The organism is Luteitalea sp. (genome assembly GCF_044337415.1).
GTDB lineage: Bacteria > Acidobacteriota > Vicinamibacteria > Vicinamibacterales > Vicinamibacteraceae > Luteitalea.
In genome coordinates, this window is sequence record NZ_JBIINP010000037.1 from 23,477 (window position 1) to 31,387 (window position 7,911).

At 70.7% G+C, this 7,911-nt stretch carries 7 protein-coding genes and 1 tRNA gene; 2 read left to right on the top strand and 6 right to left on the bottom strand.

Annotation, left to right across the window (positions count from 1 at the left end; genetic code table 11):
- Positions 1–19 precede the first annotated feature (19 nt).
- From thrS to ACIRDX_RS08610, 4 genes are all read right to left on the bottom strand, one after another.
- A complete protein-coding gene (gene thrS / locus ACIRDX_RS08595) occupies positions 20–1,975 on the bottom strand; it encodes a threonine--tRNA ligase (RefSeq protein WP_396625002.1) in 1,956 nt (651 codons plus the stop codon).
- A gap of 67 nt (positions 1,976–2,042) precedes the next feature.
- A tRNA-Val gene (locus ACIRDX_RS08600) sits at positions 2,043–2,118 on the bottom strand.
- A gap of 119 nt (positions 2,119–2,237) precedes the next feature.
- Complete coding sequence (locus ACIRDX_RS08605; RefSeq protein ID WP_396625003.1) at positions 2,238–3,419, bottom strand: S41 family peptidase; 1,182 nt, start codon at positions 3,417–3,419, stop codon at positions 2,238–2,240.
- 43 nt (positions 3,420–3,462) lie between these two features.
- The gene (locus ACIRDX_RS08610) at positions 3,463–4,653 is read right to left on the bottom strand and encodes a murein hydrolase activator EnvC family protein (RefSeq protein ID WP_396625004.1); all 1,191 of its coding nucleotides are present in this window, start codon (positions 4,651–4,653) and stop codon (positions 3,463–3,465) included.
- Between the two features lie 66 nt (positions 4,654–4,719).
- Between ACIRDX_RS08610 and ruvX the strand changes: the two genes are divergently transcribed.
- Positions 4,720–5,160: a Holliday junction resolvase RuvX gene (ruvX, locus tag ACIRDX_RS08615; RefSeq protein ID WP_396625005.1), complete on the top strand. Its 441-nt coding sequence runs from the start codon at positions 4,720–4,722 to the stop codon at positions 5,158–5,160.
- On the top strand, positions 5,157–6,176 hold the full coding sequence (mltG, locus tag ACIRDX_RS08620; RefSeq protein WP_396625006.1) for an endolytic transglycosylase MltG: 1,020 nt from the start codon (positions 5,157–5,159) through the stop codon (positions 6,174–6,176). Before ruvX ends, mltG begins: the two co-directional genes overlap by 4 nt.
- Positions 6,177–6,283: 107 nt before the next feature.
- Here the strand turns inward: mltG and ACIRDX_RS08625 are convergent, their stop codons facing one another.
- On the bottom strand, positions 6,284–7,180 hold the full coding sequence (locus tag ACIRDX_RS08625) for an NAD(+)/NADH kinase (protein ID WP_396625007.1): 897 nt from the start codon (positions 7,178–7,180) through the stop codon (positions 6,284–6,286).
- On the bottom strand, positions 7,177–7,911 hold a 735-nt coding region (locus ACIRDX_RS08630; RefSeq protein WP_396625008.1), incomplete at its 5' end, for a TlyA family RNA methyltransferase. The genes ACIRDX_RS08630 and ACIRDX_RS08625, both read right to left, overlap by 4 nt.

The following is a 7,911-nucleotide window of genomic DNA, read 5'->3' on the forward strand; positions in this document are numbered from 1 at the left end:
CGGCGCCACGGAACGCTCCCTAGACCCCGACCGGCTGCGGCTCCCGGCCCTTGCTTGCGACCTCGGCCGCCGCGTCCGCGACGAACGCGGCCACCGTGCGGCTCCCGAGATCCCCACCTTGCCGGCTGCGGACCGCCACCGTGGCCTCGGCGACTTCCTTGTCGCCGACCACCAGCATGTACGGCACCTTCTGCAACTGGGCTTCCCGAATCTTGTACCCGATCTTCTCCTGCCGGTCATCAAGCCCGACCCGCAGGCCCGCATCCTTCAGGGCCGACTGCACCTCGGCGGCGTAGGCCGCATGGCGGTCGGCGATGGGCAGCACCACGGCCTGCAGCGGCGCCAGCCACAGCGGGAACGCCCCGGCGAAGTGCTCGATCAACAGGGCGATGAACCGCTCGAAGCTGCCGAAGATCGCCCGATGGATGACCACCGGCCGGTGCTCGGCGTTGTCGGCGCCCACGTACTTCAGGTCGAAGCGCTCCGGCAACTGGTAGTCCAACTGGATCGTCGCACACTGCCACTTGCGGCCGATCGCGTCGGTGACGTCGAAGTCGATCTTCGGCCCGTAGAACGCGCCGTCGCCCTCGTTGATCGTGTACGCCTGGCCGGCCGCCTCGAGCGCCTGCGTCAGCTGCGACTCGGCGTGATCCCACGTCTCGCGCTGCCCCAGGTACTGCTCCGGGCGCGTCGACAGCTTCACCTCGAACGTCAGCCCGAGGTCGCCGTAGACCTGCTGCACCAGGCCGAGCAGCCGCTGCACTTCCTCGCCGATCTGCTCCTGCATCACGAAGCAGTGGGCGTCGTCCTGCGAGAACTGCCGCACCCGCGTCAATCCGCCGAGCACGCCCGACGCCTCGTTGCGGTGCAGGGCCGTCTGCTCGTGGAAGCGAATCGGCAGATCGCGGTAGGACCGCACCTGGCTGGCGAACACCAGCATGTGCCCGGGGCAGTTCATGGCCTTGAGCGCCATGTCCTCGCCCTCGTCGCCCTCGAGCACGAACATGTTGTCGCGGTAGTGGTGCCAGTGCCCCGAGGTCTCCCACAGCGCCTTGTTGAAGACGATGGGGGTCTTCACCTCGTCGTAGCCGGCGGGGTAGAGCACCTTGCGCATGTACTCGGCCAGGCCGTTGTACAGCAGCGTGCCCTTGTGCAGCCAGAACGCCGCGCCCGGGGCCCACGGGTGGAACATGAACAGCCCGAGTTCCTTGCCCACCTTGCGGTGGTCGCGCTTCTTCGCTTCCTCGAGCCGCTGCAGGTACGCCTGGAGATCCTTGTCGCTGAAGAACGCCGTGCCGTACACGCGTTGCATCGGCTGGTTCTTCGCGTCGCCCTTCCAGTAGGCGCTGGAGGTCGTCGTGAGCTTGAAGGCCTTCAGCTTGCCCGTCGAGGGCACGTGCGGCCCGCGGCAGAAGTCCACGAAGGTCTCGCGGTCCTTGATCGTGTAGACCGAGACCTCGGATTGTCCCTGCGTGTTCTCCTCGATCAGCTGCACCTTGAGCGGTTCACCACGATCGGCGAAGAACTGCAGGGCCTCGTCGCGCGCCCACATCTGGCGCTCGAAGACCTCGTCGGCCTGGGCCAGGCGGCGCATCTCGGCCTCGATCTTCTCGAGGTCCTCGGGGACGAACGGCCGCTCCACCACGAAGTCGTAGTAGAAGCCGGGGGGCTCGTCGATGACCGGGCCGATGCCGCATTGCGTGCCCGGGAACAGCCTGGTGACCGCCGCGGCCAGGAGATGGGCCGTGCTGTGGCGGAAGACCTTCAGGGCGTCGGGGCCATCGGCCGTGAGGATCTGGACGCGGGCATCCTGCCTGAGCGCAAACGACAGGTCGACGACCTCGTCGTCCACCTTGGCCGCGAGGGCAGCCTTGGCGAGGCGCGGGGACACGTCGGCCGCCACGTCCAGGACGGGCGTGCCGGCAGCGACAGATCGCGTGGATCCGTCGGGAAGCGTGACGACGACAGATGTCATGCCGCGAACACTGGTCTCCACAGCCGGGGCCGGCTGGAGCAACAACCGGTGAGCGGGTGGCTGGAAATGGTAGGCACGGGCGGAATCGAACCGCCGACCTCCTGCGTGTCAAGCAGGCGCTCTAACCCCTGAGCTACGCGCCTACAGCCATTCGCACAAGCCCTTGTGCGAACAGGCATGGTACAGCGAACGGGCGTCTCGGTGCAACCGCCGAAATGCCCACACCCCGGGGCCGGCGCGCCTGCGAGGGCGCCCCCCGGGGTCAGGCCGCCGCCTTGGCGGGCGCGGCCTTGGCCCCGATGGTCTCGAGGGCCTTGTCGAGGATGGGGTCTTCGCTGGGGCGCGGCGTCCCGAACTCGACGTCGGGCTCGGAGACCGCGACCTTCGGGACCAGCCCCGTGCCGTGGATGGCCGTGCCCTTGGGCGAGAGCCAGCGGGCGTAGGTGAGCCACAGGCCGCTGCCGTCGGGCAGCTTCACCAGCTTCTGGGCGGCGGCGCGGCCGAGCGTCCGCTCGCCGACGATCGACGCCCGGTCGTTCTCCACCAGCGCGGCCGCGAAGACCTCGGCGGCCTGCGACGTGCCGTTGGTCGTGAGGAGCGTCACGGGCAGCGTGAGGCCGCCATCGCCCGCCTTGGCTTCCACCTTCTGCTGGCCCTGGTTGCGCGCCTCGCGGATGGCCAGTGTGCCCGTCTTGACGAACACACGAGCCGCCTCGGCGCCGAGCGCGGGGTCGCCTTCGGCCGTGTGCCGGAGGTCGATGAGCACCTGCGTCGCGCCCTGCGCCGTCACCCGGGCCACGGCGTCGCGCAACTGCTGTGGCGTGCGTTCGCCGAAGGCCGATACCCGGAGAAGTCCTACGCCCGGCGCGGCGACCTTCGCGTCGACCGCCAGGGGCAGTGGCGCCACGCGCGTGAGCACCACGTCGTGCGTGTCGGTCTGGCTGCCGCGGAGGACCGTGAGCGTCACCTTGGACCCCGGTGTCCCGCGCAGCAGGCGCTCGCCCTGGAAAAGCGACATGTGCCGCGTGGACGCGCCGTCGATGGCCCGGATGTAGTCGCCCGTGTGAAGGCCGGCCTGGGCGGCCGGCGATCCGTCGCGCGCCGCCACGACGCGCAGGTAGTACTGGCGGGTGAGCGACAGCCCGGTGGTGCCGGTCGCCGCGTCGGTCGCCGCGTCGAGGCGCTTGATCTGCTCCGCATCCAGCCAGGAGCTGTCGGGATCGAGCCCTTCGGCCAGGCCCTGCATCGCCCCGTCGAGCACCGTGCCGGCGTTGGGCTCCTCGACGTAGCTGCCGAAGATCAACGACACGACATCGTCGAAGACCCGCAGGTGCGGATACGCACCAGGCGCCGTGCGCTGCTGGCCCAGGAGGCCGCCCACGAGCGTGAACACCACGAGCGGCGTGGTGAGGGCGAGCACGAGATAACGGGTACGGGTGGTCATGGGGAATGCCGCGATGCCGGGAATGCCGGAGATGCCTGGACCCTCACTGCGCGCGTGACAGCCATTCTAGGGGATTCACCGGACGTCCGTCGATGCGGACCTCCAGGTAGAGCCCGCCGCGCCCGTCCGGGGCATCGCCCACCTGCCCGACCACGGTGCCGGCCTCGACGGTCGCTCCCCGTTGGACGCCCACGAGCGAGAGGTAGCCGTAGAGCGAGTACGCGTGCTGGCCGTGGTCGACGATGACGAGCTGGCCGAAGCCGGTGAAGGTGCCTGCGAACACGACCGTGCCGGGATGCACCGCCCGCACGGCGGTGCCGGCGTCGGCCGCGATCGTGATGCCGTTGCTCACCGTGGTGGTGCCGAAGCGGGGGTCGCGCTGCCGTCCGAAGCGGCTGGCCACCTCTCCGGCGACGGGCCAGGGCAACTGCCGACGTCGGGTGGCCAGCGGCACGCGCGACACGACCGGCGATGGCGCGACGGGCGTGCTGGCGTTCATGGTCGCGTCGAGCCGGACGCGCGCGGCCACCAGCTCGGCCACCCAGCGTTCGCGCTCGCCGGCTTCCAACTGCAGGGAGGCCAGCAGGTCCTGCTTGCGGATCGCGGCGGCCTCGGCCGCCTGCCGGCGGGTGCGCGCCTCGGCCTGCAGCGCGCGGGCGTCCCGCTCGCGTGCCGCCACCTGGGCCTGCGTGCGTGCCAGGTCGTCGGAGGTCTGCCGATACGCCGCCAGACGGCGCCCGTCGTCGTGAGCCAGGTACGTCATGAGGCGGGCGGCGCGCCCGACCGCCTGGGCACTTTCGGCGTTCCAGGCGATGCGCGCGTACCCGACACGCCCCAGCCGCTGCAGCCGGCGAAGCCGCGCGGCCACGGCCGGGCGCTCGCGGTCGAGCGTGTCCTGCAATTCGCCTTGCCGGCTGGTGAGGGCCGCCAGCTCGCCCCCGAGCACGGCCAGGGCCTGCCGGGCCTGCGCCTCGCGCGCGAGTTGGAGGTTGCGTTCCACCTCGAGCTTGCGGAGTTCGTCGAGCACCGACGCCGACTGCCGCTTCAGCACCTCGGCCTCGCGCGTCAGCGCCGCGATGCGTTCGCGCGTGGCCTGTTGCGCCTTGGCCGCGTCGGCCGCAGCCACCAGCGGCGACGGCTGCGCCGGCTCGCCCGGCGGGGCGGCCGGGGACGGTTGCTGTAGCGTGGCCAACTGCCCGGCCAGCAGGCCGACGAGCAGCGCGAGGGTCAGCACCGCTGCAGCTTAGCGCGGGTTCCCGGCATCGCAGCATCGCAGCATTCCCCCTGCTACCCTTTCTGGGTGCGCGTGCTGGCCTTCGATCTCGGTGTCCGGCGAACCGGCGTCGCGATCAGCGATGCGTCGGGCACGCTGGCGCGGCCCCTCGAGGTCGTGCAAGGGCCGTCGCTGAAGGCGCAGTGGACGGCCCTGCTCGACGTGATCGCGCGCGCCCAGGCCGACGACGAGCCGTTGGCCGCCGTGGTCGTGGGCGTCCCGAGGCGGCTCGACGGCAGCCCCACCGACTTCACCCCGGCCGCGCTCGACTTCGTGGTGCGGCTGTCCCGGAAGATCGCCGTGCCCGTCGTCGGACTGGACGAGCGCCTGACGAGCGTGGAGGCCGAGGCCCTGCTCGCCACGCGTGAACGCGACTGGCGCAAGCGCAAGGCGCAGATCGACGCGGCCGCCGCGGCCGTGCTGCTCCAGGAATATCTCGACTCCAGGCAAAGGACTCCCCTCGCGTGAAGCGTTTTCTGCTGGTCGTGGTGCTGCTGGTCGTGGTGGCCGCCCTCGGCGCGGGCCTGTGGGTGCGTCAGCGGCTCACGACCCCCTTCGCCGCCGCTGCCGGCGAGCAGTTCGTGGAGATCCCGCAGGGCGAGAGCACGGCAGGCATCGGGCGCCGTCTCGTCGAGGCCGGTGTGGTGCGCGACCCGCTGACGTTCCGGCTGGCGGTCCGCGCGTTCGCGCGCGGGCGGTCGCTCAAGGCCGGCGAGTACCGGTTCGAGGGACGCCTCACGCCCGCTGAGGTGATCGAGCGGCTGGCGCGGGGCGACGTGTACCTGATCCCCCTCACCTTCCCCGAGGGCCTCACGGCCGCCGAGATGGCCGTGCTGTTCGCCCAGAGCGGACTCGGCAGCGCGGACGCCTTCGTGGAGGCCGCGCGCGATCCCTCGCCAATCACCCACCTGGATCCGAAGGCCGACACGCTCGAGGGCTACCTCTTCCCCGACACGTACAGCCTGCCGCGCACGATTGCCGCCAAAGCCCTGGTGGCCCGCATGGTGAAGCGCTTCACGACCGTGTTCGACGAGGACCTCCGCCGCAAGGCGAGCGCCACCGGTCTCACGGTCCGCCAGGTGATGGCCATCGCCGCGCTCGTCGAGAAGGAAACCGCGCGCGCCGATGAGCGCCCGCTCGTGGCCGCGGTCTACCGCAACCGTCTCCGCATCGGGATGCCCATGCAGGCCGATCCGACGGTCATCTACGCCCTCAAGCGCGCCGGCAGGTGGAACGGCAACATCCGCAAGGGCGACCTGATGTTCGACTCGCCCTACAACACGTACCGCTACCCGGGCCTGCCTCCTGGGCCTATCGCCTCACCCGGCCGTGCTGCCATCGAGGCGACAATCTCGCCCGCCAAGGTCGACTACCTCTATTTCGTGAGCCGCAACGACGGCTCGCACGCCTTTGCGAGCACGCTCACCGAGCACAACCGCAACGTGCAGAAGTGGCAGGTCGAGTACTTCCGACAGCGGCGGTAATTCGAAATTCGAGATTTGAAATTCCTGGCGGCTTGGCCTTCGGCCTTCGCCGCGCGCGGCGCAGCCGGCGCTCGAGAATTTCGAATGTCAAATCTCGAATTGCCGCGTCAGCGTTCCGCCCAGCGCAGCTTCTGGCGCAACACCTGGAAGTAGCCATGCGACGACGGCTTGAGCAGGCGCAGTTCGTAGGGCGCGCGGTGGATGGAGACCGTGTCGCCCGGGCCGATCGCGTCGCCGGTCTGGCCGTCGAAGGTCACGTACGTCTCTTCCCGCGGTGACCGCGGCACGTCGCCCGCGAGCACGATCTCGATCGCGACCGACGCCGGCAGCATCACCGGTCGGTTGGTGAGCGTGTGCGGGGCGATGGGCGTCAGCACCAGCGCGTCGACACCCGGATGCACGATGGGCCCGCCCGCCGAGAGGTTGTACGCGGTCGAGCCCGTCGGCGAGGCGACGATCAGCCCGTCGGCCTTGAACCGCGCGATCAGCTGCCCGTCGGCCGACGCCACCAGGTCGATCATGCGCGACAGCGCGCCCTTGGTGATCACCACGTCGTTGAGCGCCACGTGGCGGAGCTGCGTGCCGTCGGGGCGACCGACGATGGCCTCGAGCATCAGCCGACGCTCCTCGTGGGCCGTGCCGGCGAGGGCCTGGGCGATGGCGTCGTAGACCTCGGTGACCCGCACCTCGGTGAGGAAGCCGAGGCTGCCGAAGTTCACTGCCACGATGGGGACGTCGTAGCCGCCCGTGGCCAGGCGCCCGGCCGTGCCGAGCAGCGTGCCGTCGCCGCCCAGCACGACGAGCAACTGCTCGTCGCGGCCGAGATGCTCGGCGTCGCAGCGATCGCCGGGCAAGGTGTGATGCGAAAGGGCCGCCGTCGCCCGCTCGTAACACGGCGTGATGCCCCGCTGGTGCAGCCAGGTGCCCAGTTCGTGCAGCAGTTCGGCGGCCTCGGTCAGTCCTGGCTTGGCCACGAGACCGACACGACTCACGGGGGCGCTCATGCACGACTCCTGAAGTGGGCGAGCCACTCGCGATTGCCTTCCATGCCCTCGATGGGCGAGGCCGCGTGCGCCTGCACGTCCAGCCCCAGGGCCGCCGCGGCGGCCACCACTTCCGCGAGCACCCGCGCCCGCACGGACTCGTCGCGGACGACGCCGTGCTTGCCGACCTCGTCGCGGCCCGCCTCGAACTGCGGCTTGACCAGCGTGACGATGTCGGCGCCCGGCCGCAACAGCGGCGGGACGACGGGGAGAATGTACCGCAGGGAGATGAACGAGACGTCGGCGGTCACGATGTCGAAGGTTCGATGTGGCTCGGGCAGGTCGGCCGGCACGAGATGGCGGGCGTTCACTCGTTCGAGGCACGTGACGCGCGGATCGGACCGCAGCCGCCAGTCCATCTGGTTGTGCCCGACGTCGAGCGCCACCACGTGCGACGCGCCGCGGCGCAGGAGGACGTCGGTGAAGCCGCCTGTGGAGGCGCCGATGTCGAGGGCCTCGCGGCCGTCGACGGCGATCCCGAACGTGTCGAGCGCGTGCACCAGCTTCAAGGCGCCGCGCCCCACGTACGGGTGATCGGCCTGCCGCACCTGCACGTCGGCGTCCTCACGCACGAGGTGTCCGGGCTTGGGCGCGGCGGTCGTGCCGGGCAGCACCACATGCCCCGCGAGAATCAGCGCACGGGCCCGCTCGCGCGAGGCCGCATGGCCGCGCTGCACCAGCAACTGGTCGAG

Coding starts and splice junctions, on each gene's coding strand:
- thrS (WP_396625002.1), bottom strand. CDS start 1,975: ATGACATCTGTCGTCGTCACGCTTCCCGACGGATCCACGCGATCTGTC.
- ACIRDX_RS08605 (WP_396625003.1), bottom strand. CDS start 3,419: ATGACCACCCGTACCCGTTATCTCGTGCTCGCCCTCACCACGCCGCTC.
- ACIRDX_RS08625 (WP_396625007.1), bottom strand. CDS start 7,180: ATGAGCGCCCCCGTGAGTCGTGTCGGTCTCGTGGCCAAGCCAGGACTG.